Raw genomic sequence first — 23,366 nt, forward strand, 5'->3', positions numbered from 1 at the left:
TCCCCCATCCCCGCCGCCGAAGGCGGCCATCCCCCATCCCTGGCGAGCGTCAGCGAGCCGCCGCACCCCCTCGCGGCCGACCTGGACCGGCTCCGCGCCGACGTCGTGGCCCTCTTCGAGGACGCCGTCGGTCGCGACCGCGCCCGGCAGCACGAGGCCCACGTCCTCGAAACGCTCGGGCTCCCCTCGCCCATCCCGCCCGAGCACGCGGTCCCGTTCCTCCGCGCGCTCCTCACCGCCGACCCGCCCCGCCGGTGGCACCTCTTCAAGCGCGCCCGGGGACGCCTCCACGCCCCCGTCGCCGACCGGCTCATGGCCTTCCACGTCGCCCACGGTCACGCCGCCGAGCCGCGCGCCCAGGACGCCGTCGAGGCCGTCGCCGCGCTCTGGACCCGCCTCCACCGATGACGGAGGCCGTCCCCACCCTCGACCACTGGCGGCCCGTCCTCCCGACCGTGGCCCGCCCCGGCGCCCTCGTCGGCACCGAAGGCCCCGGCCGCTCTGGGGCCGGCGGCATCGCCGTAGGCCCCGACGGGCTCCGCACGGCCGGACCCGCCGCCGACGGCCCGGCCCACACCGTCCTCACCGACCCGGTCCGCGTCGGCCACGGCCGCGCCCTCGCCGAGCTGGTCGGCCGCGCCGCACGCGGGCGCCACACGCTCCTCGTCGGCGACGAGGGCGTCGGGAAGACCCGGCTCCTCCAGGAGCTGGCCGCCGTCGTGGCCGGCCGCCGCGTCGTCCTCGACCCGGCCGACCAGCGGGCCACGAGACGCCGGACGGTCCAGCTCCCCCAGAGCCCCGACCGCGCGTTCACGCTCGTGTTCGTCCCCGAGGCCGGGCCGCCCTCGCGGCTCGTCGCCGCGCTCGTCGACGCGTTCCACGCGCTCGGCGTGCTGGCGCTGCCCGGCGTCCCCGTCGCCATGCGGGCCGGGGCCTGCGCCGAGCTGTCGGCCGCCGAGGTCCGAAAACTCCTCCGCACCGTGGACGAGCGCCAGGCGGCCCTCGTCGAGTCGCTCGCGGACCTCGCGGGCGGCGGCCGCGCGCCCCGCCTCCTCCTCGCCCTCGACGGGCTCGACCGGGCCTCGCCGACGCAGGGCCTCTTCTTCCGCGAGCTGCAACGCCGCGCGACCGTCGTCGGCGCCGTCCGCACGGTCCCCCAGGGCCGCTCGCTCCGGACGTTCTTCGCCACGTTCGGCCAGGTCCCGGTCGCGCCGCTCGACGAGGCCCACGCGGGCGCGCTCTTCGAGTACGTCCGCGCCCGCTACGACGTCGCCGCGGCCGACCCCGCCCACTACCGCCGCGAGGTCCTCCGCCGGGCCGAGGGGAATCCTGCCGTCCTCCGGGCCATGATGCACGACGGCGCGCAGTCCCGGCTCGTCACGCCCCAGGACGTCCGCGACCTCCAAGCCCGCGACGACGCCCCCTTCTTCAACCTCGGCCTCGTCTACGTCTTCGGGCTCATCGGGCTCGGCGCGCTCCGGGTCCTCATGATCGGCGTCCGCGACACCGACCTCTACATCGTCCTCACGCTCGCGACGGTCCTCGGCTACCTCGTCTTCCGGGTGTTCCGGACCTTCTTCATGTTCCAGCCGAGGCCGGACAGCAAGTAGCGCCACCCGGGTCCCCCGCGGACCCGCCCGGCGCCGCTCGCTGGCGGCGGCGCCCGGACCCTCCCGCCAGCGCCACCCCCGAGTCCCGTGCTCCCGTCCCTCTTCTACGCCCTCGCGCTCGCCGCCGCTCAACTCTTCGCGACGCCGGCCGACATCTGCGACGACTGCAACTACCCCGTCGACGACGGCTGCAAGTGCGTCTGCTACTCCGGCGGCTACGACCCCGACGACCCGGCCTGCCAGTTCTAGCCATGCGGCGTAGCCTCCTCCCGCTGGCGGCGCTCCTCGGAGTCGCCGCCAGCGCCCAACCGCAGGTCGGCGCTAGCCAAACGCCGTGCTCGGACAGGCCCGACGGCTGGCCGCTCCGCGCGTGCCTCCGGGCCGCCCACGCGCCCGCCTCGGTCCTCTCGGCCGAGAGCGCGACGGCCGCGCTCGTCTCGACCGTCGACGTCCGCGTCCGCCGCGACTCGACGCGGCAGACCGACAGCACGTTCGTCGAGGCGGACTCGGCGTGGACCGTCGAGTCGTGGTGGGAGGTCACGGAGACCCCCTCCCTCGCCGCGATCGACGACACGACGACGGCCCACGCGCCCGGCGCGCTGCCGCCCGGCTGGACCGTCCACACGCCCGAACGGGTCGCCGAGCCCCTGGCCCACGTCGTCGGCACCCCGCTCCCCGCCGATGCCCTTCCCACTCCCGTAGACGGTCACCTCGACCTCCACGCCGCCTGGCCGTCGGCCTCCGGCGGCGCCGGTCTCGAGGATCGCCGTGGCGACGTGGCGCGCGCCGCGCTCTACGTCCGCACGGTCTACCCGCTCCACGTCGAAGCCTCCGGCGAGTGGCCCGCCTCGGCGCACGCCCGGGGGCCGCGCGTCGAGCAGCTCCTCGCCGATCACGAGGCCGACCCGCCCGACGACTGGGAGCGCGAGCGCCACGGCCGCGCCTCTGCGGGCCAGGGCAACCTGAACCCGTTCGTCCTCTCCCCTGCCCTCGCCCGCCGCGCCTTCCCGCTCGGGCCGCGCGTCGACCGCGAGGCCCCGCCGCTCTGGGTCAACGAGGTCCACGCCACGAACGACGGCCGCGACGCGGGCGAGGGCGTCGAGGTCGCCGGTCCTGCCCACACCGACCTCGCCGCCTGGCGGCTCGTCCTCTACGGCGGGCGTGGTCACCCCTACGACCCGTACGACGACTTCGTCTTGGCCACGCCCGCGCTCTCCGGCGCGCTCCCCGCCGAGGGGTCGCTCGGGGCCGCCTGGCTCCCGGTCCGTGGGATGTGGAACCGGTGCAACGGGGTCGCCCTGTTCGACCCCGACGCCGCGCTCGTCCAGTTCGTGAGCTACGGGGGCTGCCGGTTCAACGCCTCGACCGGCCCCGTCGCCGACGCTGCCGAAACCGTGGCCTCCGGCGCGAGCGATCCCGCCCACCCCGACTCGCTCGCCTGGACCACGCCCACGCTCGGGCACGACGGCCGCGCGCTCCAGGAGTGGACCCAGATGCCCGTCGGCCTCAGCCTCCAGCTCACGGGCGCGGGCAGCGTCGCCGCCGACTTCGCGTGGGGCGGCCCGCACCCCGCCTCGCCCGGACGACTCAACGACTACCAGGCCCCCGCGATGGGTGCGAACGGTCGCACTGCTCGCACCGCCCCGAGCACTCCTTCGATCTACCCTGATCTCACGGGTCGTCCCCTCCTCACGGCGCTCGCCGCCGACTACAGCCCGGCGACCACGTTCTCGTACGACCGCGCCCGGGACTCCCTCTTCGCCGCCGTTTGGCGCGAGCCGCGGGAGGACACCGGCGCGGCGTCAGACTCCCTCCGCGGCTTCTACTCCGGCCTCGCCATCGCCCTCCCGCGCGGCGTCGATCCCACGACGCACGCGTGGAACAGCGCGCCCCGGTTCTCGACCGAGCACCTCTGGCCGCAGTCGCGCGGCGCCGTCGAGGGCACCCCGCTCCACGCCGATCTCCACGGCCTCGCCCCGGTCCGGCAATCAGTCAACAGCTCGCGCTCGAACCACCCGCTCGGGGAGGTCCCCGACGCCCAGGTCGACCGCTGGTACGGCCCCGTAGACGGGTACCTGTCGTCCCCGCCCGGCGTCTCGGTCCGCGACGCCTACAGCAAGAAGCGCGGCGGCGCCTCCCCCCTCTTCGAGCCGCGCGAGGGGCACGCGGGCGACGCCGCGCGCGCCCTGTTCTACGCCTGGACCGTCTACGGTCCCTACGACGGTCCGCTCGACGAAGGCCGCCTCGACGTTGCGTTCTGGGAGGACCAGCTCCCCGACCTCCTCGCGTGGCACGTACAGGATCCGCCCCACGACGCCGAGCGCCAGCGGTCTGCGACCATCGCCGCCTGGCAAGGAACCGAGAACCCGTTCGTTCTCGACCCCACGCTCGCCGAGCGGGCCTTCGCGCCCCGTCCGACGGAGACCGAGAACGCGTCAGCGCCCGCGCTCTCGCTCTCGCTCCCTCGGCCGAACCCCGCTCGCGGTCCCGTCTCTGCCACGCTCACGCTCCCCCGCCCCGGGCCTGTCCGCGTCGTGGTCCACGACGCGCTCGGCCGTGAAGTCCTCGTCGCCCACGATGGCCCCGCCCCTCTACGCCTGGACGTCCGGCTCGACACCTCCACGCTGGGGACGGGCGTGTACACGCTCCGCGCCCTCACGAGCGTGGGGGCCGCGGTGAGATCCGTGGTCGTGGTCCGGTGAGAGCGCTACGTCCAGCACTGACCCGACGTGCACGGCAGGTCTTCCGCCTGGTGGCATCCTTCGCCGAGGTCTGCCTCGCCCAGCGGTACCCCACTCCGGTGGAGGTAGACCCCGGAGTCGCGCCGACGTAACTCCGCCTCCAACGAAATCGCTCGCGCCCAGTCTTCCGGCCACGCCTCGCGTAGCTCACGCCACTGCGCATCGCTCCGGTACGGGCAGCACCAGCACGACGACTTCGGTGGGCGCGGCCATCCCGCCTCGGCCACGAGCTCCAGACACTCCGCCCGCGTCGTCGGCCGGTCGAAGACGAGCGGCCACCGGGTCACGATCCACTTCCGCCGGTCCCCGCCCATCCGCCCCGCCTCGTCGCGGCTGATCCCCAGCCAGTTCACCACGGGGCCGAGTTCGCTCCGCCCCTCCGGCCCGTACCCGAGTTGGCGGACGTACCGCCGCACCACGTCGCGCTTCCACTCGCCCGAGCAGAAGTTCCGCATCTGGCCGACCTTCCCGGACCGCTGGCGGTCCTCCGCTTGGCGCGTGTAGACCGGCATCAGCGGCCTCCCGTCGGTCGAGACCAGGTCCTTCGTCGCGAGCTCGTGCGGCGCGACCTCGACCCGGAGCCCGCCCCCCGCCAGCGCGGGCTGGACCACGTCCTCGAGGTAGGCCCATGTGGCACTCGCCTCGCGCGACGTGTCGGCCATGACGATCCGCTCGGGCCGAGGCAGCTCGCCCCGCAGCACGAGCACAGCGATCGCGGCCGACTGCACCCCGCCCCCGTAGCTCCAGATCACGGGCCGGTCCACCGCGGCCGTCGTCCACCGCTCCCGTAGCGCGGCGACGTCCCGACCTCCCGCCGTGAACAGGTCGAGTTGGGCGTCGAGCACGGCGTGCCAAACGGTGGTATCCGTTTGACAAGATGGCCCCCCCTGCCCTTCCATGCAACCCACCCGCCTAGACGAAGCCGAGCGCGCGCCGGACGTAGTCCGACGGCGACAGCCCGGCCTCCAGCGCGAGCGCCTTCAGCCGCCGACGCTCGGCCTCCGTCACCATCACCACCGTCCGGACCATCTTCGTCCCGTCGGCCTTGACGTACCCCGTCCCCGTCCTCCGGTACCCGTCCCCCCCCACCGACTCGTCGGGTGCGAGCGGTGTGACCGTTGACACCGGTGCGACGTTCGTTTCCTTGTCCTCCGTTCCGGCGGGTTCGGCCGCCTCGGGCTTCGGGCGGGACACCATCCCGCCCAGGGCGGCGGCCATCGCTTCGCGGTCGGTCTTCTTCGCCATCGGTCTCGGGGTCGTGTGAGAAGGGCGTCAGGGTCTACAAATCGAGGTCGGCGGCCACGCGCTCCGCCAGCGCGACGTAGGCGGCGGCCGAGCCGTGCCCCGACCGCGCGTGCTCGCGGACCGTCCGCCCGAGCGCCGCCGCCTCCTGCACGCGGACCGACTGCGGCACGGGCTCAGCCACGACGGGGGCCGCCCCGTCGCCCCGGTCGATCTCGGCCGCCGCCGCCCGGATCGCCTCCAGCACCTGGCCGTGCGCCACGGGCCGCGAGTCGAACATCGTCGGGACGATCTGGAGGAGGAGCGGCAACCGCTCGCCCCCGAACCGCTGGCGCGTCCGCTGGACCCCGCCGAGGTGGCCCACGAACGTCCCCAGCGCCTGCAGCGCGAGCGGCTGGAGCGAGACGGGCGCGAGCACGACATCGGAGGCCGCGAGCACACCGAGCGCGAGTGGCCCCCATCCTGGGGGCACGTCGACCACGACGAGCGGCGCGTCCCCGCGGACGGCCTCGGCCAGCGCCTCGATGGCGTCGCCCACGGCGAGGAGCCCCGCCGCCGGGTCCGCCCCGAGCCGCGACGACTCCGTCGCGAGCGCGTCGCCCGCCGGGCACACGTCGAGCCCAGGCCGGACGTCGGCGACCACGGCCTCGACCGCCCGTGCCGGCCGACCGGCCTCCGAGGCCGACAGCACACCGGACAGCCCGGGCGAGGCCACCGCCGCCTCCGGGTCCACGCCGAGCGCGCCCGCGAGCTGGTCCTGGGGGTCGGCGTCGACGAGGAGCACCCGCCGCGCCGCGTCGCCGTCGCGCTCTTGGAAAAGCGCGGCCAGCTCCGCGGCGAGGTTCGCGGCCGTCGTGGTCTTCCCGGTCCCGCCCTTCGTGAGGGCGACGGCCAGGACGAGGGGGGAGGGGGTAGGCACGGGGTCGTACGGGTGTGAGCGGTGCGACTGCTCGCATGGGTGACAGTCCGGAAGGTACGACCGGTGCGACCCCTGCGACGGAAACCCATCATCTCGGCCCCTCCGACCCGGCCACCCCGAAGCGAGATCGTACGGAGCGCCCTCTGAGCGCGTCGCCCGCCCCGTCCGACCTCCGACACTCTCCCGCCGTCCGCGCGCAGCAGCGGCGACGCCAGGGCCTCTGGCGGGGCTCTCCGACACCGGCCGCGCTCGGTCCTCGTCATCACGCCCTCCGTTGGCCTCGTCGGGACATGTGTCGACGGATAGTTCGGCTGGGTGGCGGCTCGCGGGGCGAACGGTCGCACCGCTCGCACGGGTCGTTCTCGTCGCACCCAGTGACGGCAGGCACTCTGTCCACGCCCCTGCCTCCGGGACCACCAGCGACAAGTGGACCGACGGGATCGCCATGGACCGTCTGACGAGACAGTCGTGCAGATGGGGCAGGGGAGGGGCCGTCCCCGAACGACGGGGAAGGACGCCCGCTCGTCACGGTGCTCGTCGGTCCGTCTCGAGTAGGCGAGAGCCCGTTCCCCTCTCCTCATCCCCACGACGCGCGCTCGTCGCGTTTAAGAGAGTTTAGAACCTTTAAATACCGTTTAGGGGCGCCCATCTTGTTGGGGCGCAACGGGATCGAGACGCAAAGGTGGCCGTCTATGGGACGACGGGTGGTCATCTATGGGACGTGAGGTGGCCGTTTATGGGACGTCGGGGGGTCATCTATGGGATGGCCTCGCCCAAAGGTGGCCGTTTATGGGACCGTGCTCGATCTCGTTGTCCGGCAACGCACTGGGAGGCCGAATGCGCCGCTCGCGGCCCAAAGGTGGCCGTCTATGGGACGTGAGGTGGTCGTTTGTGGGACGGAGGCTCCGTACAGGTGGCCGTTTGTGGGACGGGACCGGCCTCGACGTCCTCAGACGCCCGTCTGGACACCCCGCCTCGCCGCCTACGAGGGGCCCAAGGCGCTCAGGTGGTCATCTATGGGACGGGCCCGCGTGACCCTTGCCACGCACGGACCCCGCGCGTACCCTGACCGTCCGGCCCCGGCCGCGACTCCCACAGACGACCACCCGAGCCATCCAGACCTCGCTCCTCCTCGGCATCGACGACCCCGCCCCGCCCGCGGTCGAGGTCAAGAAGCACGTGGGCGCGGTCCACGCCAAGGCCCCCCTCTCGCTCCTCCAGCGGAAGGTCGCCAACGTCCTCCTCCTCAACGCCTTCGAGGAGCTGGCCGACGACGGCGTCGAGCGCCACGAGATCGCCCTCCGCGACCTCGCCCGGATCTGCGGGTTCGACTCCAACAACTGGGAGTACCTCCAGGACGCCCTCCGCGCGCTCACCGACGTCCGGATCGAGTGGAACGTGCTCGACGAGAAGGGAAAAAAACGGTGGGGGCGGAGCGCCTACCTCGCCGAGGTCGAGATGGTCGAGCGGTCCGGGACGGCCAGCTACGTCTACCCGCCGACCCTCCGCCGCCAGCTCGCCGACCCCGCCGTCTATGCCCGGATCAACCTGGCCATCCAGGCCCGGTTCGGGTCCGGCTACGCGCTCGCCCTCTACGAGAACTGCGTCCGGTTCCGGAAGGTCGGCACGACGGGGTGGATCTCGCTCGACGACTGGCGCGGGCTCCTCGGCGTCGAGGACGGCCAGTACGCCGAGTACAAGTACCTCAACAAGCAGGTCCTGAAGCGGGCCGCCGCCGAGGTCAACGAGTTCTCCGACATCCGGGTCGAGATGGAGACCCGGAAGGAGGGCCGCTCCGTCGTTGCCCTCCGGTTCACCGTCGCCGAGGCCCCCGACGACGACGCCCTCCGCGCCTCCGGCGCCGTCGGCCCGGCCATCCGCGAGGCGCTCGGGGCCGTCCCCGACCCCCGTGACCTCGCCCCCGAGCCGGCCGACGTTATCGCCGACCACCCCCTCGCCGACCTCCAGCGCCGGCTCCTCACGTTCGGGCTCACCGAGGCCCAGGCCCTCGACCTCTCGACCGAGTTCGACGCCGACCGCGTCGTCCGCAACCTCGACCACGTCGAGCACGAGGTGGCCCGGTCGAAGAAGGGGAGGGGGGAGGTCAAGAACGTGGCCGCGTTCACCGTCGCCGCCGTCCGGGGCGACTACGCCGCGGCGTCCGGTCCGCCCCCCGTCGTCCAGCGCGCCCAGGAGAAGGAGGTCCAAGCCGAGCGCGCGCAGGCCGACGAGCGCCGCCAGCGCCAGGCCGAGAAGGCCCAGCGCGCCCGGGCCGAGCGCGAGAGCGTGGAGGCGCGCGCCGAGGCGCTCGACGAGGCCTTCGGCGCGCTCCCCGAGGCCGAGCGCGACGCGCTCACGGCCCGCGCCGTCGCCCGCCTGGCGGACGAGGCCCCCCAGGTCCACGCCTGGTACCGAGAGGAGGTCGAGGCCGGCCTGGGCGAGGACGCCATGCGCCCGGCCGTCCGGTCCACTCTCCGCGCCTTCCGCCGCGACCTCCTCGCCGAGGATACCGCGGACTAACAGTCGGCGTCCACGGCGGCCTGCTCAAACAGGTCCGCCCGCGTCGGGTACCGGCTTGGCCGCCCGCGCCGACTACCGCGTTCGGCTGCGACACTCGGCTGTCGCGGTCACGTGCGAACATGGGCAGCGTTGGTCTCCCTCGATACTGTATCCGTGACAGCTTTTCTGCTCTGGCTAGTGTCTGCACTCGGCGAGACGACCGTGGGAAGCGCTGTGTCAGGCCTCGCCGGTCGGTTCCTCGGTCGTCCCATCGACGAGGCTGAACGGGCTACGGCCGCCGCGCTCGACGAAACCCGACGCGCACACCATGACGCGTATGGTGCGGCCTTCGGGTCACCCGGTTCCACGTTCCTTGACCGCGAGGCGAACGAGGTGCTCCTGCTCCGCTCCACGTTTCCCCGGGGGCGGCGCGTGACCACGACCGACCTCAGCCCTGAGGGGTTCGACGGGGCGCCGTCGGCGACGCCAGAGGTCCTCGACGCCGCGCTCCGCGCGTTCTACGCCGCGCTCGATCTCGCCCCGTCGCGCGCGTTGGACCGGGACCGTGGCGCGCAGGAGGACCGGCTTCTCTTGGAAAACGTCGCTGCCGACACGAAGGCGACGCGTGAGGCCCTCTTGGCCGACGCCGAGATCCCGGACGCTCTCCGCACCGTCCTCGAGCAGCAGGCACCCGACGCGGCGGCGCTCGCCCGCGATGGCCGGCCTGCTGAGGCGGTCCACCAACTCCAAGAGCACATCAGACGGATCGAGGATCTCGGCACCGGCGCGGGCACGGGGCTCCGCACGCTCCTCGATGCCCACCTCCTCACGCTCCGTCTCGAGCTCGGAGGCGCCCACGCACGAGCGGGTGACCACGCCGCCGCTGCGGGCGAGTTCGCGGGCCTCCCCGACATCCGGAGGCTCGCGCCAACGGTCCTCCCCGCGGTCGCCCGGCTCGCGTACAACGCCCGGGACGCCCGAGCCCTCGCGGACCTCACCCCCCGGATCCCGGAAGGGTCCGTCGAGCGTCTCCGCGCAGAGTTGTGGCTCGCCATCACCCGCGGGGACTGGACGGCGACGCTGGCAGCGCTCGACGCCCTCGATGCCATCGAGACCGAGGACGGCACCCGGCTTCAAGCCCGCGCGCGGGCGCTCATCGAGCTCGGCCGGGACCCGGTCGAGGCGGTCGCCTTACTCGACCGCGCGTGGGACGCTGCCGACACGCCGCTCGCCCGGCTCGCCGTCGCCGCAGCCACCGCCGACCTTGTGGAGGGGGTCATCGACCGCGAGGCCGAAGCCCCAGGCCTCGACCGCCCCGCCACGGTTCAGAGCGCCTCCGTACGTCTCGTCGAATGCGTCGACGACGGCGATGCGCCCCTGGTACACGCCGCGGCTCATACGCGGGCCTCAGCGTGGTTCGGGTTTCTTGACGACCACGAGCGCTACGACCGCCACCGCCTCGCGTTCGACGCTGTCGAACTGCCGGACGGCGTCCGCGAGCGGTTCGTTATCGATCCCGCCCTCGGAGCCCCCGCCCTCGCACGCCTCGCTGACGACGGCGTCATCGATCAAGCCACGCTCCACCGCGTCCGCGCCCTCCACCATAAGGCCTCCGGCGACGCGCTCCGTGAGGAGGCGTCCATCCGCGAGGCGCTTGACGCGGGCGCCGACGGACCCATCCGCTCGGCGCTCATCGAGCGCTTGCTCGACCTCCGGCTCGGCGCGAACGACCTCCCGGGCGCCGAGGCGCTTCTCGACGGCCTCGCTCAGGACGACCCGATGCGCCCGCTCTTCGAGGCCAAGGTGGTCTTGGCACGCCACGGGCGCGACGCGGCCCGGACCGCGCTCCGCGCCGTCCTCAACGGCCGTCCCCGCGCGCGCCCGGCGCTCCGGTCCCTCGCGCTCCTCACGGCCAACGCTGCTCGCGACGCCGAGGGGGAGCGGCGTGATGAGCTGTTCGCAGACGCGGTCGCCTTGCTCCGTCGTCTCAACTCTCTGCTCCCATGCCGTGCCCACGCGCTCATGGAGGCCGAGATCGCCGCGAGCCTGGGGCGGACCGCGGACGCCCTTGCCGCCCTCGACCGCGCGGACGTCTTCCACACGTCCCCGGCGTCCCAGCGGATGCGCGCAAGCGTGCTCCACGCCGCCGACCGACTCCCCGAGGCCGCACAGGCGCTCGCTGACGCCTACGATCTCGACCCGACGGACCCGGAAGCCGGCTCCGAGGCGGGCCGGCTGTGGATCGAGGCCACCCGCTTCGACACGGCGGCCGACCTCCTCGCCCGCGTCGCGGCCGACCACCCGGACGAGCCGGTCATCCACGCGAATCTGGGCCTCGCGCTCCTCAAGACGTCCGCCCCGGAGCGTCGTGCCCAGGCCCTCGCAGCGCTCGACCACGCTCTTCGCCTCGACCCGGCCCTTCCGATCCCCCCGTTCGCGCGCATGGAGGCGGCCGACGCCGCGGGGGATACGGAGGCCGGGCGCCGAGCCGCCGCTGACGCCCGGCGCAGCTCGCCGACGCTCACGGTCGCCACCGACGAGGACGTCCGCGAGAGCGAGCGCCTCGTGAGCGAGTCCGGGGCCGTCTGGCTCGACATGCAAGGTCGACCCGCGCTCGAGGCCTTCCTCCGCGTTCACTCCGACCGTGCCGAGGCCGCCCATCGGCTCTCGCAGTCGGACATGGCCCCTTTCGGAGGCATCGCTACGCGGCCGTGGACGAACTGGCTCGCGGCCGTCGACGCCTTCCGCCGCGGCGACGGCGCCGCGCACCCCGAGGCCTTCACGAACCGCGCGCCGTGGCCGTCCGAGTCCATGATGCAGCCGTTCGGGCCGGGCAGCGACCCACTCCCACCCGCGGACGGCCTGCTCCTCGACCTCACCGCGCTCCTCACGCTCGCCTCGCTCGACGCCCTCGACGAGGGGCTCCGCGCGGCCCACGCCTCGTTCGGCCGCATCGTCCTCTACCCCGGAGCCCTCGCCGACCTCCGCGACGAAGTCGGCAACCTCGCCGGCGGGTTCGACTGGGAGGGCCGCCAGCCATACCCCGAGACGCTCGCCCTCGTCGAGCGCTACGCGCTCGGCCCGCGCCCCGACGACCCCGCACCGGACGCGCTCCGCGACGCCGTCCCCGAGCCCGCCCGGACCCCGCTCGGGAACAGCGCCGATGACGTCGGGCTCGCGGTCCACCTCGGCGCCGACTTCGTCCGGCAGCCGTCCTCCTTCGACGAGGGCGATGAGGAGCTGTGGGGGGGGCGGACCTGGACCTCGGCCGAGGTTCTCGCCGCGCTCCACCGCGAGAACCGGGTCGGCCTCTCACAAGCCCGCCAGATGGCCGAGGCCGCCCCAGAGACGTTCGGGGGATGGGAAGCCGCCGACCCGCCTCCGCTCCCCGACCTCGTCGTGTCCGGCTTCCTCTTGACCGATTGGTACAAGGCGGGCCTCCTCGATCTGTGGACGTCGCGGGGGGCAGCCTGGCCGGCCCTCCGCGTTGGCCCGTTCGCCCTCGCCACGCTCAGGGGGCAGACCGAGGGCCGCGCCCGACGCCAGAGCCTCGCCGAGCGGGTGCAAGGAGCCCTCCGTACCCTCGACACCCTGGCCGCCGAGGGGGTCGTGGAGCCACTCGCGCGCCCGCCCGACGCCGACGCCCCTGAGGACCCCATCTCGCGACTCTGGGACCACGCGACGGTGCTCTTCGACGCCGCCCACAGCCGGGGCCTCCACGTCTGGGCCGACGACCGCGCCCTCGGCTTCCTCCTGTGGAGTTACGACGTTCCCATCTCCGGCCCCGAGGTCGCCCCCCAACTCCGCGCCCTCCGCGAACGGTACGAGGGAACGGGCCTGCTGAGCACCGAGATGGTACTCGAGCGGTCAGCCGGCCTCGCACCTAACCGCGCCGCCGCTCTCGGCTGGCGTCTCTTCGAGGCCGGGTACCGGCCGCTCCTCGGTCGCCTCGCGCTCCGGCACCTTCTGGCCGAGTACGCCCACACGTTCGACGCGGACCCGTTCCGTCGCCTCCTCGCCGCCGCGGGCGCGCTCGACGCGTTCCTCCCGAGCCAAGAGATCCTCCCAGCGGGTCGCCGAGAGCCGTTCCTCAACGCCGCCGCCGTCCCCATCCTCGACTCCCTCCTCGGCGTCGCGTGGGACGACCCGTCCCTGCCCGACGACGAGCGCCCCGGGCTCGGCACAGCCATCCTCGACGCCTGCTGGCCCCTCTTTGAGGGACCCGCACTCCGCGACGCCCTCGGCCTGAGCGTCGCCCGCCTCCTCCTATCCCGGGCCGTCCGCGCTCGCCGGGACCCCGACGCAGACGACCCTGCCGACGTGGGGGAGGGGGACCCCCGCGCTGAGCTCTGGCTCGCGACGGCCCTCGCTGAGCGCCTCTCCTCGGACGACCGCGCGGCGGTCGCGCGGGCCGTCGAGGACATGGCCCTCGACTTCTACCGCGGCCTCTGCGACCGCCCGCTCGATGTCGAGGGCGCGCCGCCCCTCGTGACCGACGAGGAGCGGATCGGGGCCGAGATCTTTACGCGGCGCCTCGCGGCTCGGACCGCCTGGCGGCGCCTCACCCCTCTGCTCCGCACGCCGCTCCTCGACGACCTTGCCCCCGTCGTCCGGCGTGTCCTGGCCCTCCTCGCTGGAGAGCCCGCGGCCGGCCTCACGGAGCGTGCGTACCGCGTCGGGTCCGGCGAGTCCGGCGGGGTCATTCGGGTGGACGAGGAAGACATCGAGGCCGCAGCGATGCGCGCGATCGAGGCCGCCGTGGCCGGCAACGCGGGTCCGGGCTCGCCCGTCTTCCCCTCGCGCGTTCACGGGACGTGGAACAGGGCCGTACCCGTGGAGGACCGCGAACAGGAGCCGTCCCTCCCCGAGATCCTCCCTATCGGCCTCGACGTCCCCGCCCTCGTGCTCGCCCTCCGAGACCACCCCGTCCTCCAACCCGCCGTCGTCGAGCACCTCGCGCGGTCGCTCGACCACATCGACCCGCCCCTCCGCGCGCGCGTCCTCGGCCTCCGGGACGATCTCCTCGCCGACGACGAGGCCGAGCGCGAACTCGCCGTCGAGCGGCTCGCGGACGCCGCCGTCGGCAGCGTCTCTCTCGACCTCGAGCGCGACCCGGCGCACGCCGCCACCCGGCTCCGCTCACGCTCGCTCGAAGACCTCGAAGCGTGGCTCTACGCCCCGACCGCGGACCCCACCCCCTTCGACGAGGCCGACGTCGTGGTGTACGGCGACTTCCGCGCGCCCCTCAGCAGCCTCCAGACGGCCCTCCTCTTGACGCTCGACGGGTCGCAGTCGGACGGCCACTTCTTCCCGCAGGCGGACGCCGCCCTCCGAGCCGTCACCGACGGCACCGTCCCGTCTCCGACCGACGCGCTCTCCGCGTTCGCCCACGCTGCTGAGACGAGACGGTCCAGCTTCTCCGCGGTGTACGTCTTCCTCATCGCGCTCCACCTTGCTGCCCGTCACTCCGACGTCGCCGACGGGGAACTCGCCCGACGACCGGGGGACGGGGGGGGCAGCAGGGCGCTCTCCGGCACCGACTGGCTCCGGCGGTTCGCCGCTGAGGCGCTCGGTCATCGTGGCGAGGGTTCTCCGCTCCGGGACCCTCTCCTCGGCCACGCTCACTCGCGCGTGCTCCGCCTGGCCGTCCACGCGTGCAGCGGACCGGCCGCCGTCGGCGCTCTCTTCGCCCGCGCAGAGGGTGACGCTGACCGGGTCGCGGCCGAGTGGGCTACGGCGGTCCTCGTCGCCTCTGACCGTCTCTGGGCCTTCCTCGCCGACCGGTACCCGGAACCCGTCGTTGCTGCCCAAGAACTCGACGCTGCTTGTACGCGCGTCGGATTCGTCCTCGGCGCTCCAGGTCGGACCGGCGACCTCTTCAACCCCCTCGCCGTCGGCCCGGGACTCGTCGATTACGAGCGGTGGCTCATGCTCCACGCCCTGGACCAGACGTGGGACGCGCTGACGCCACCGGCCGGCCTCCCCCTATGGTGGTCTACCGACGCAGCCGACGCGCTCCGCGCAATCGCTGAGCGCCCCCATGAGCGCGAGGCCCAGCTCTTCGAGGGAGTGGAACGCAATGGCCTGCGTTCCACGCTCGACCGCCCCCCCTCTGCCATCGCTCAGAGCCTCCTCGACCGTTCGGCTGCCGCCCTCTAGCACGATCGGAGAGCGGAGAGGGCGCCCGTATACCGCTCAAAAAGTCGGTCGAGCCCATAGGCTGCGGGCATCTCGCCCGGTGCGCATTCGCCGAGTCCAGCCCTGAGTCTCGCGCCGCCGGGCCGCTCGGCGCCGCTGCACCGACGGCCCCGCGCCCGCTCGGTGAGCCCCCCGCCTGGCCGACGCCCCGCTCGCCGCGCAGGCGGAGACCCGCCGCCCGGCGCCTGGTGGGGAAGGGGAGAGGCTCGCCCCGCCGCCCGTCTAGGAGGCCGGGCCGCGCGGCTCTGAGCACCCCGTGGCCGGCTGATCCCTCTCTAACCGCCCGGCCCTGGCGGCCCCGGCGGAGGTGCGCCGAGGGCTGGCCCTCCCTCCGGTCGGGGGCGGACTGCGGTGCGGCCTCCGGCCGCGAATGAGGGTGCGCGCCCGGGGGCTCACGCAAGAAAGGCGCGCCGGGCCTCCGGCCCTCTCCGGGCTGCGGCAAGGGGCGCTCGGCTCGGGCCGACGAGCGGCCCGGCCTCGCTCCGTGCTCGCCGTCCTCCCGACGAGCGGTCCGGGCGGCTCCGCGCGGCCCTGGCCTCCGCCCTCCGCGCGCGAATGCGGGGCTTCCAGCCCCCGGGCGCTGGGCCTCTCGGTCCCCCTCGGGGTGTGGTTCCACTCATCCCCCAAACCCATGTCCTCCGCCACCTCCGCCGCGCTCACCGTCCGGTTCGAGCGCCTCTCGTGCGACGCCTTCACCGTCACCGACCGCGACCGGCCCTGGCGGGTCCTCGTCGTCTACCGCGACCGCGACCCGCTCGCCTACGACGCCCTCCGCGAGCTCGAGCTCTGCACCGCCGACGTCACGCCGCGCCGGGAGGCCCACCTCCTCGGCGTCGTCGCCGCCGCCTGGCAGGCCCGCGACGCCCGCCTCGGCCGTCCGCCGCTCCCCGTCCGCCCCGCCGCCTAGTCCCTCACGTGCGCCGCTGGCGGCTCCCGTCGCCAACCGAAGGTCGACGCAGTCAGCGGCCCAGCCCTCCGATCCCATGACCGCTCTCCGCTCCCGCGTCGCCGAGACCGCCCGCGTCTACCGCCTCCATCCGCCCCGCGTCTCGCTCGGCCGCGTCGTCGCCACTCCCGGTGCCCTCGACGTCGTCCGCGACCACGGCGTCGACCTCCCCGGCCTCCTCCGCCGCCACGCGTCCGGCGACTGGGGCGACGTGTGCGCCGCCGACGCCCAGGCCAACGACCTCGCCGCCGACCCGGCGTGCCCGGCCCGGCTCCTCTCGGCCTACGACACGGCCGGCGGCCGGCTCTGGGTCCTCACCGAGGCCGACCGCTCCGCCACCACGGTCCTCCTCCCCAGCGAGTACTAGCCCCGTCCACCGGCGCCCCCGCCGTGCGTGGGGGCGCCCTCCCCTCCGGCCCCATGTCCGCCCTCCGCATCGCCCCCTTCACCGCCTCGCCCGCGCTCGACCCGGCCCGCCGGCCGGCGCCCGACGCGCTCACCGACCAGGCCGCCCGCTGGGCCGAGCACGTCCTCCGGACGGCCCGGCACCTCCCGCCGGTCTACGTCACCCGGAAAGCCCTCGACGCCGTCGCCTTCTCGCTCCGCCACGGGCTCCGCCGCCTCGCCGTCCCCACCAAGCTCGTCGGCGTGGCCGCCCACCAGCCGGCCGTCGAGGCCCTGGCCCGGTCCCACCGCCTCCCGCGCGCGCTCCGGCCCCGCCTCGTCGTCTCGCGCACTCGCCGGGCCGAGGGCGGCCCCGAGCGCCTCGCCGTGCTCGCCCCGCAGCCCGACCGGACGCTCGCCCCCCTCGGCTACGTCCAACCCAAGCACGTCGCCTGGCTCGCGCCGCTCCTCGGCGCCGGCGGCGGCTCGGCCGAGACGGACGGCCCCCACCCGCCGGCGGCGTCCGTCCACCTCGTGGAGGTCACCGGCCTCGGCCGTCGCGAGCGCGGGCTCCCCGTGACGCTGGGCGTCAACGTCCGCATCGAGCCCGCAACTCCGGACGTCACGCAGCGCGAGCCGCGCACTGCACCGGCCGTCCTCGCGGTCCGCCTCTGGCGGGACGCCGACGGCACGGCCCGCATGAGCTGCCCGCACCTCGTCCGCCATTCGCCGTCGGGCCCTGAGTGGGGCTATCGTGGCTCCGGCCCCGCCGACTGTGCGCGGTCCGTCCTCATCGCCTTGGTCGACGAGCCCACGGCGGACGCCCACTACCAGGCCTTCAAGGACGAGGTCGTCGCCGTGCTCCCCGAGACCGGGGCGATCATCCAGCGCACGGCCGTCCTCGCCTGGCTGGCGGGCCGCGCCGAGGCGCCCGCCCAGACGACCACCCCCCGCACGGCCTGACCGCGAAGCGACGACGACGTCATGCCCACGCTCGATGAAACCCGCGCCCTCGCGCTCCGGCTCTTCGACGAGCTGGGCCGCGACGTCCTCGGCGAGTCGCTCCGCCAGCGCGGCTGGACCTTCGGGTTCGACCGCGCCCGCAAACGGCTCGGCGTCTGTCGCGTCCGCGACAAGCGGGTCACGCTCTCCTCGCACCTCGCCCGGACGCTCCCCGAGGCCGAGGTCGAGGACACCGTCCGCCACGAGATCGCCCACGCTCTCGACGCCGAGCGGCGCGGGCGCACGAACCACGACCGGACGTGGAAGGCGCTTGCCCGCCGCTGCGGGGCCAAGCCCGAACGGTGCTACTCCGGCGACCTCCCCGACGACCCGGCCGCGCCCTACGTCGCGACGTGCCCCTCGTGCGACGCCACGCTCGGCCGCTACCGCGAGCCGGCCACGCCGCTCCGGTGCCGGGCCTGCGCACCCGCCGGGCGGCCCGCCTACCTCCGCGTCGTCCACCGGGCCTCCGGCCGCGTGGTCTGGCCCGGCGGAGCCGAGCCCGGCGACTACGGCGGCACGGCCGGCGTCGAGGCCACGTGCCCCCGGTGCGGGGCCACGTACCGACGCACCCGGCGGCCCAAGAAGGCGACGGCGTGCGCCCCGTGCTGCCGACGCCACGCCCGAGGGCGCTACGACGACCGCTTCCGCCTCCGGTACCGTTGACCAGACCTCCCGCCCGTGGTGAGGGATACCACGGCGGATTCCGCGTCACGAATGCTCAGCCGCGCTTCGGTGGTCGTGAGAGGACGATGCGACGGGTGCCACTAACGGGGGGTTACTTTGGCGGGCCGTGAATCCAACGCCAAACGTCCCGACGGACTGGCGCACGTGGGGTCCCTTGGAGTGGAGCGCCTGCCTCTGCCGTCACCTGTTCGGGACCGACCGCGCGGCCGGCCCCGTCGCCTTCGTCCCCGCTACCCGGTTCGACCTCCGCCGCGCCGTCGCCGACCCGAGCGCCGACGCGGCCGAGGTCGAGTGGGCGTTCGTGCGGGCGGTCCGGACGACGCCGGAGCGCACGCGCCGACTGCTGTCGCCTCGGAGCCCCGAGTTCGTGGCGTCTTGGCTCTCGGACGACCCCCCCGCGTACCTCGCGCACCTCGTCCTCACGTGCTACGTGGCGGCCGGGGGGGAAGAGGGGACGCTCGACGAGGGCCGGTTCCGGGAGCGCCTACGGCGGACGCTCGGGCACCCCGAGGGGACGACGTACGACCTCCCGAACCTCGGCCTCCTCTGGGAAGCCTTCGCCGCGTGGCTCGAGGTCAGGGCGTCCGCCGGCAACCTCCGCCCCCTTCGGCTGCCCGACCCTGGGAGGATGAGCAGGATTGGGTACTCCCTCCGTCTCGCCTTTCCGACCCTGCGCGACCGGAGGATTCTGGCCGACGCGTTCGCCGACCTCCGCGGGGACGTTCCGTCGACGCGCGCCGCCGTCGAGCGCGTCCGGGGGCTCGACTTCGGAGAGCGCTCTCAGGTCCCGTCCGTAACGGACGACTTCATCCGTCACCTCCGCCGAGGGGACCCCCACGTCCACGGCCACCCGTTCTGGACGGCCGTCCGCGATGCCGTCGCGCTCGACTACGCCTCCCCGAGCGAGCCCCGCCTCCGTCTCGCGCTCGTCGTCGACGAGCCGGCCGCGCTCGACCTGTCCTGCCTCCTCGCGTGCGGCGAGCTCCCAGCGGGGTGGATGCCGCCTCCCCGCGTGTGGATCGAACCGCTCGCCGCTCGCGTCGGCGGCTTCGAGCGCGCCATCCACTTCGACGGCGGCCCGGGTCCGGTCCAGGCGCTCCTGGATGGCCGCGCCGGGTCACGGTGGACCCCTCTCGGCAGGACGGCCTTGGCGCGGGCAGCCTCGGAAGGGGCCGTCCTGCTGGCCCGAGACGAGTCGGGGTGGCCGGTCTCTCGCCTCTCGCTCCCCGACCCCGGCACGGACGTCTGGGTCCTCGCGCGCCGCCAGACCCTGGCCGCCGTACTCCGCGTCGCTGCGGTCGCTCCGCGCCCGAGGTCGTCCGCTTACGAGGGGTGGGACTGGGTCGGTCCCCTCGACGCAGAGGCCTTCTGCGGGGTGAGCGACCAGCTCCCTAAGCTCAGCGTCTTCCAGCGGTCGGTCCCGCCCCCTGCCGTCCGACTCGTCGGTGGGGTAAGGACGGGGGCCGCGTACTTGGGCGTGCCGGGCGCCCTCCCAGCCGTCTCTGCGCCCTCGGGCGCTCGGGTCGTCCGAGAGGAGCCCGACGGACGCCAAGTCGCTCTCCGTCCTGCTAGCGGCGGCCGGTACTACGACCCCGACGACGCCGAGCCCATCGGCCTCCACCGCTATGAGGCCGCCGTCGGAGGTCGGCACGTCGGCAGCACCTCGGCCCGCTTCGTGGCGGCCCACGTCGGCGTCGACTACCGAGCCCCCGGCGGGGGGCCGTGGTACGTCGAGTCCAGCCACGCCGAGTTGGAAGTCTGGGGAGACCCGCCGGAGACGACTGAGGAGGGGGCGTCTACCGAGCGCGTCGCCGACTTCTCCGTCCTGGTAGGCGGTCGGTCGGCCGTCGTCCCTGACGCCCAGCCGGTTCGAGAACTGGCCCCGTTCGTTGAAGTCGTTGCCGCCCTCTCCACGACGAGGGCCGGACTCCCGGAGGGCGAGTTCGTCCGGCTCCTCGCCAGCGTGCTGGGCGTCCCCGGGGGCCCGCTCCTGTGGGACGTCGCGCGGGCGTGGGTCGAGGCGGGGCACCTCGACCTCCTCGCGCCAAACGCGTGGCCGAATCGGAGATACGTCGCCCGGAGGCCTGCCCTCGTCATCTGGCCCGAGGAGAGGCGGACGGCGACGCTCGTGGGCCTCGCACCGGCCGAGGTCCGGGACCGGATCGCGTCGCACGCTGGGCGCCTCGGAGTCGAGGTGCACCGACGGACGCGCCATTCGCCTTGGGTGCCGGACCTCCCGACGGTACGCGCGCCGTCCGAAGCCTCTCTCGCCGAGCTCGCACGGATCGTGGACCTCCCCTCGCCCGTCGCGGCGAGCCCGTTCCGCGCGGCCGCTCCGTCGGCCGTCGTGAGGACGGCGCCCATCGATCTGCCGAGAGACCTCGTTTCTCAGGGAGTGTGGTCGTGGGCGTACGGTGGCTTTGGCCACCACGCCGGTGGGGACGTCTCCGTCTCTCGATGGACGCACCCCCGCCGCGCCCCGGCTTACGCGGTCGAGTCGGGAGGGGAGAGGAGGGTCTTCCGGACGCGCACGTGGGCGTTCCTGTACGCCACTGCGCTCCGCGGCGAGCACGCGTTCTCCGCTGACGCTGGCGGACGCCTCGTGACGACCGGCCCCGTCCGCCTCCCCGTCCCGCTCGCCCGCGCGCTCGCGGTCGTCGCCGGGGCACCAGGGCCGTTCGCCGACTCGGCCGGTCAGTCAGGCTACGCCATCCCGTGCGTGCCCGCGGCGCAGACGGCCCTCGTCGACTGGCTCTCAGAGACGCGGAAGGTCCCGCAGAGGGCGTCCCTTCACGCCCGACGTCTCGCCCAGCTCGCCGCCTCGTCGGCGGGGCCTACCATGCCGATCTCCTCCGTCATCCGTAACCGGCTCCGTCCGTTCGACCACGACCCAGACGTACGCCGTCTGCTCAGTCTCCGCGTCCCAGTCCCTTTGACCGCGCACGTCGCCCGCCTGGCCGACGACCTCGCAGCACGCCGATGAAGCCGCCTCCGCCCTCCGAGTCCCTATGGCTGTGCCGAGTCGACTGGGTCAACCGGCACGCGGACGGTGAGCCGTACGGAAACGTCGAGCCCCTCGCGTGGTCGGACGACGCCGGGTGGGGTCAGAGCCCCAAGATCCCCGAACGCTTCCCCGACCGCGGCCGGGCGTTCTGGCACGGCGTGCCGGACGACGTCGGAGAAGGCGACCTGGTCGTGGCTCGGTTCGAGCGGCGGCACAACTACCGACCCGACGGGCGGAGCGAGGCGTTCCAACTCGCGTGGTGGGAGCCCGCCGTCGAGGTCGTCGACCTCAGCGCACACGGCGACGAGCGGGCCGTCCGCACGGCGCTGGCGAACGACGGTGTCGAAGCCGATCTCGCGACGCGCCGCGTCGTCGTCCAAGTCGACGAGGAGACCGTCGCCGGCCCCCTCGACCTCGACCGCACGGACGGCGGGCGGTGGCGGCTCCCCGACGAGGGGCACGAAGACGTCGAGGCCCGGCCGACGGAGGGCCTCCTGGCCTCCCCGGTCGCTCTCGACGGAGTGTCTAGGCAGGTGGTCCATGGGCCTCTCGGGCGGCCCGCCAAACTCCTCAACTGGACCTCCGACCGCACGCTCGCGCTCGGGCTTCTACGTCGCCTCCGTAAGCTCGGCGGCGCGTCCACGGAAGAGCTCGGCGTGACGGAGGGCATCTTTCGGCAGTACGTGGAGGCCTATCCCAGCTTCCAATGCCACAACGACCGCCAGCGCGACCAGGAGGCCGCTCGGTTCCGTCGCGTCCAGGAGCTCGTCGCAGTCGTCGAGCGCGACCGGACCCTGCTCGACTCGGCTGCCAACGCCCTCCTCGCGCATCCCCGTGTCGCCGCCGCCCTGGAGGAGCCTAAGCGTGCGGCCGTCGAGGCTGCGGTCACCAGCGCGCGTGGCGAGATCGAGGCGGCGCTCGCCGACGTTCAGAGTGCGCTGGAGGCGGCGCGGCGGGAGCACGACGCCCTCTCCGCTGAGAAACGCACGTTGCTCGCCGAGATCGAGGAGGCGAGGGCGAGGTCGGAGCGCGTGAGGGCCGCCGCGGAGACGGACGCCGCGGAAGCCGAGTTGGCCCTTCGATCGCGGCTGGAAGCGCTGGCGGAGGAGCCCGCCAAGCTCTTTGCCGAGGCCGCCATCCTCCGCGCGCTGACGGGTCCCCACGCCGAGGGCAGTCCGAGACCGAGCCCGACGCGAGTGGAGGAGAGCGAGGACGCCCCCGTGGGAACGCTCGTCGAGAGCGTCGAGGACGCGGCGGTCGCTCTCGCTGGGCGGATCCGGGCGGGCGGCGGAGACTTCGCGACCGGGCCGACGGCGCTAGCCGCGTTCCTCACGGGCCGCGCCGTCGTCGTCGCGGGGGACTCGGCTTACGACCTCCTCCGCGCCCTGGCCGACGTCGTCGCAGACGGGCGGCTCACCTGGATCCCCGCCGCCCCGACGCTCGCGTCCCCCACCGACCTCCTCGGCGCGTTCGAGCCGGCCGTCGGGCGGTTCGTCCCCCACCCGGGAGGACTCCTCGCGGAGCTCGAGGGTGGCGGACCCGACGACCCGATGTCGGTCGTCGTCGTCGAGGGGTTCGACCGAGCCCCACCGGAGCACTACCTCACTCCCCTCGTCCAGGCCTACGCCGACGCCGGCAAGCCGCGCGCGCGAACGCTCCCGCACGCCGCGGTCGACGGCTCGCCCCGCCGCTTAACGTGGCCCCCCAGCGTCCTCCTCGCCCTCACCCCGAGCGAGGGGAGCGGGGGGTTCCCGGCCGGACCCGCGTTCTGGCGCGAGGCCGTCCTCCTCGACGCCGGCGACGACTTCGTCTCACCCGTCGCGCCGCCGTCGTGGCTCTCGTCCAACGCGTGGCGGCGCGCCCGCGCGGGCGTCGAGCCCGGCGACCGTCCGTTCCACGTCGAGGGGTCCTCGCCCTCGGTCGACCGGGCCACCGCCGATCTTTACGCAGCGGCGACTCACCTCGGACTCGGACCCGACGACGCACGCCGCGCGGCCTTCGTCGCCGCCCAGATCCCGAACCAAGCGGCCGTCGACGACGCGCGGAACGCCATGCAGATCGCTCTCGGAGCTGCCGCCGCCCCCCTGGAGGGCCGCCTCGCCCGCCTCTTCGCCGCGACGCCCACGACCTGACC

Annotated in this window: 15 protein-coding genes; 12 read left to right on the forward strand and 3 right to left on the reverse strand. The window is 74.4% G+C overall.

The genetic code is table 11. The annotated features are described in order from the left end of the window. From BSZ37_RS22280 to BSZ37_RS20950, 4 genes are all read left to right on the forward strand, one after another. Window positions 1-408 (forward strand): hypothetical protein (locus tag BSZ37_RS22280; RefSeq protein ID WP_179299814.1); only part of this gene is annotated, 408 nt, incomplete at its 5' end. Next, window positions 405-1,610 carry an ATP-binding protein gene (locus BSZ37_RS20945; protein WP_095512632.1) on the forward strand — a complete coding sequence of 402 codons (1,206 nt, stop codon included), beginning with the start codon at window positions 405-407 and terminating at the stop codon, window positions 1,608-1,610. The genes BSZ37_RS22280 and BSZ37_RS20945, both read left to right, overlap by 4 nt. Window positions 1,611-1,697: 87 nt before the next feature. Then, window positions 1,698-1,859, forward strand: coding sequence for a hypothetical protein (locus BSZ37_RS22285; RefSeq protein ID WP_179299815.1), 162 nt, complete (start codon window positions 1,698-1,700; stop codon window positions 1,857-1,859). Window positions 1,860-1,861: 2 nt separating this feature from the next. Next, complete coding sequence (locus tag BSZ37_RS20950; protein WP_095512633.1) at window positions 1,862-4,312, forward strand: endonuclease; 2,451 nt, start codon at window positions 1,862-1,864, stop codon at window positions 4,310-4,312. Between the two features lie 5 nt (window positions 4,313-4,317). On the opposite strand, the gene BSZ37_RS20955 is transcribed toward BSZ37_RS20950, so the two are convergent. The 3 genes from BSZ37_RS20955 to BSZ37_RS20965 form a co-directional block, all read right to left on the reverse strand. Then, on the reverse strand, window positions 4,318-5,196 hold the full coding sequence (locus BSZ37_RS20955) for a hypothetical protein (RefSeq protein ID WP_095512634.1): 879 nt from the start codon (window positions 5,194-5,196) through the stop codon (window positions 4,318-4,320). Between the two features lie 67 nt (window positions 5,197-5,263). Next, complete coding sequence (locus tag BSZ37_RS20960; RefSeq protein ID WP_095512635.1) at window positions 5,264-5,596, reverse strand: plasmid mobilization protein; 333 nt, start codon at window positions 5,594-5,596, stop codon at window positions 5,264-5,266. Window positions 5,597-5,630: 34 nt separating this feature from the next. After that, window positions 5,631-6,512 (reverse strand): ParA family protein, encoded by an 882-nt coding sequence (locus tag BSZ37_RS20965; RefSeq protein WP_179299816.1) that lies wholly within the window; start codon window positions 6,510-6,512, stop codon window positions 5,631-5,633. A 1,038-nt stretch (window positions 6,513-7,550) separates the two neighbouring features. On the opposite strand from BSZ37_RS20965, the gene BSZ37_RS20970 reads away from it, so the two are divergent. From BSZ37_RS20970 to BSZ37_RS21005, 8 genes are all read left to right on the forward strand, one after another. Further along, window positions 7,551-9,032, forward strand: coding sequence for a replication initiation protein (locus tag BSZ37_RS20970; protein WP_095512637.1), 1,482 nt, complete (start codon window positions 7,551-7,553; stop codon window positions 9,030-9,032). 411 nt (window positions 9,033-9,443) lie between these two features. Further along, window positions 9,444-15,170, forward strand: a complete 5,727-nt coding sequence (locus BSZ37_RS20975; protein ID WP_143537788.1) for a tetratricopeptide repeat protein — start codon at window positions 9,444-9,446, stop codon at window positions 15,168-15,170. A 670-nt stretch (window positions 15,171-15,840) separates the two neighbouring features. Continuing rightward, window positions 15,841-16,116 carry a hypothetical protein gene (locus tag BSZ37_RS20980; protein WP_095512639.1) on the forward strand — a complete coding sequence of 92 codons (276 nt, stop codon included), beginning with the start codon at window positions 15,841-15,843 and terminating at the stop codon, window positions 16,114-16,116. A gap of 76 nt (window positions 16,117-16,192) precedes the next feature. Next, on the forward strand, window positions 16,193-16,522 hold the full coding sequence (locus BSZ37_RS20985) for a hypothetical protein (protein ID WP_095512640.1): 330 nt from the start codon (window positions 16,193-16,195) through the stop codon (window positions 16,520-16,522). A gap of 53 nt (window positions 16,523-16,575) precedes the next feature. Then, window positions 16,576-17,502, forward strand: coding sequence for a DUF6166 domain-containing protein (locus BSZ37_RS20990; RefSeq protein WP_095512641.1), 927 nt, complete (start codon window positions 16,576-16,578; stop codon window positions 17,500-17,502). 21 nt (window positions 17,503-17,523) lie between these two features. Beyond that, window positions 17,524-18,207 (forward strand): SprT-like domain-containing protein, encoded by a 684-nt coding sequence (locus BSZ37_RS20995; protein WP_095512642.1) that lies wholly within the window; start codon window positions 17,524-17,526, stop codon window positions 18,205-18,207. 175 nt (window positions 18,208-18,382) lie between these two features. Continuing rightward, window positions 18,383-21,211: a hypothetical protein gene (locus tag BSZ37_RS21000; RefSeq protein WP_095512643.1), complete on the forward strand. Its 2,829-nt coding sequence runs from the start codon at window positions 18,383-18,385 to the stop codon at window positions 21,209-21,211. Then, window positions 21,208-23,364, forward strand: a complete 2,157-nt coding sequence (locus BSZ37_RS21005) for a hypothetical protein (RefSeq protein WP_095512644.1) — start codon at window positions 21,208-21,210, stop codon at window positions 23,362-23,364. Before BSZ37_RS21000 ends, BSZ37_RS21005 begins: the two co-directional genes overlap by 4 nt. The last annotated feature ends 2 nt before the right edge of the window (window positions 23,365-23,366 follow it).

Source organism: Rubrivirga marina, from assembly GCF_002283365.1.
Taxonomy (GTDB): domain Bacteria; phylum Bacteroidota; class Rhodothermia; order Rhodothermales; family Rubricoccaceae; genus Rubrivirga; species Rubrivirga marina.

Coding starts and splice junctions, on each gene's coding strand:
- BSZ37_RS20945 (WP_095512632.1), top strand. CDS start 405: ATGACGGAGGCCGTCCCCACCCTCGACCACTGGCGGCCCGTCCTCCCG.
- BSZ37_RS20950 (WP_095512633.1), top strand. CDS start 1,862: ATGCGGCGTAGCCTCCTCCCGCTGGCGGCGCTCCTCGGAGTCGCCGCC.
- BSZ37_RS20960 (WP_095512635.1), bottom strand. CDS start 5,596: ATGGCGAAGAAGACCGACCGCGAAGCGATGGCCGCCGCCCTGGGCGGG.
- BSZ37_RS20980 (WP_095512639.1), top strand. CDS start 15,841: ATGTCCTCCGCCACCTCCGCCGCGCTCACCGTCCGGTTCGAGCGCCTC.
- BSZ37_RS20985 (WP_095512640.1), top strand. CDS start 16,193: ATGACCGCTCTCCGCTCCCGCGTCGCCGAGACCGCCCGCGTCTACCGC.
- BSZ37_RS20990 (WP_095512641.1), top strand. CDS start 16,576: ATGTCCGCCCTCCGCATCGCCCCCTTCACCGCCTCGCCCGCGCTCGAC.
- BSZ37_RS20995 (WP_095512642.1), top strand. CDS start 17,524: ATGCCCACGCTCGATGAAACCCGCGCCCTCGCGCTCCGGCTCTTCGAC.
- BSZ37_RS21005 (WP_095512644.1), top strand. CDS start 21,208: ATGAAGCCGCCTCCGCCCTCCGAGTCCCTATGGCTGTGCCGAGTCGAC.